Origin of the sequence: Staphylococcus sp. EG-SA-15, from assembly GCF_017151895.1 — a bacterium.
GTDB classification, from domain to species: Bacteria; Bacillota; Bacilli; order Staphylococcales; family Staphylococcaceae; genus Staphylococcus; species Staphylococcus aureus.
In genome coordinates, this window is record NZ_JACVZN010000118.1 from 1 (window position 1) to 251 (window position 251).

At 38.6% G+C, this 251-nt stretch carries 2 pseudogenes; one reads left to right on the top strand and one right to left on the bottom strand.

Going from position 1 to position 251, the window contains the following annotated elements:
• Positions 1–126, top strand: a pseudogene (locus IDG64_RS15275) (hypothetical protein); the annotation flags it as partial.
• Here the strand turns inward: IDG64_RS15275 and IDG64_RS14610 are convergent.
• Positions 122–251: pseudogene (locus IDG64_RS14610) on the bottom strand (ABC transporter permease subunit); the annotation flags it as partial. The pseudogenes IDG64_RS15275 and IDG64_RS14610 sit on opposite strands and share 5 nt — an antisense overlap.

Below are 251 nucleotides of genomic sequence, written 5' to 3' on the forward strand. Positions count from 1 at the left end.
TTATTCACAATTGGCGTTTGGCGTAAAACATTTTTCAGTGTTATTACTTGGACATTAGTATGGACGCTTGTTGCAACGACACTTCAAATTGCATTAGGGCTGTTTTTGGCAATTATTGTAAATCACCTGCATATTGCATAATTAACAATGGCGCTGTGGCGTAAATGACATGCGGGAATGTGATGTTTCTAAACTTTTGCCAACTAGACGCACCATCCATATCTGCTGCTTCGTACCAATCTGATGAAATA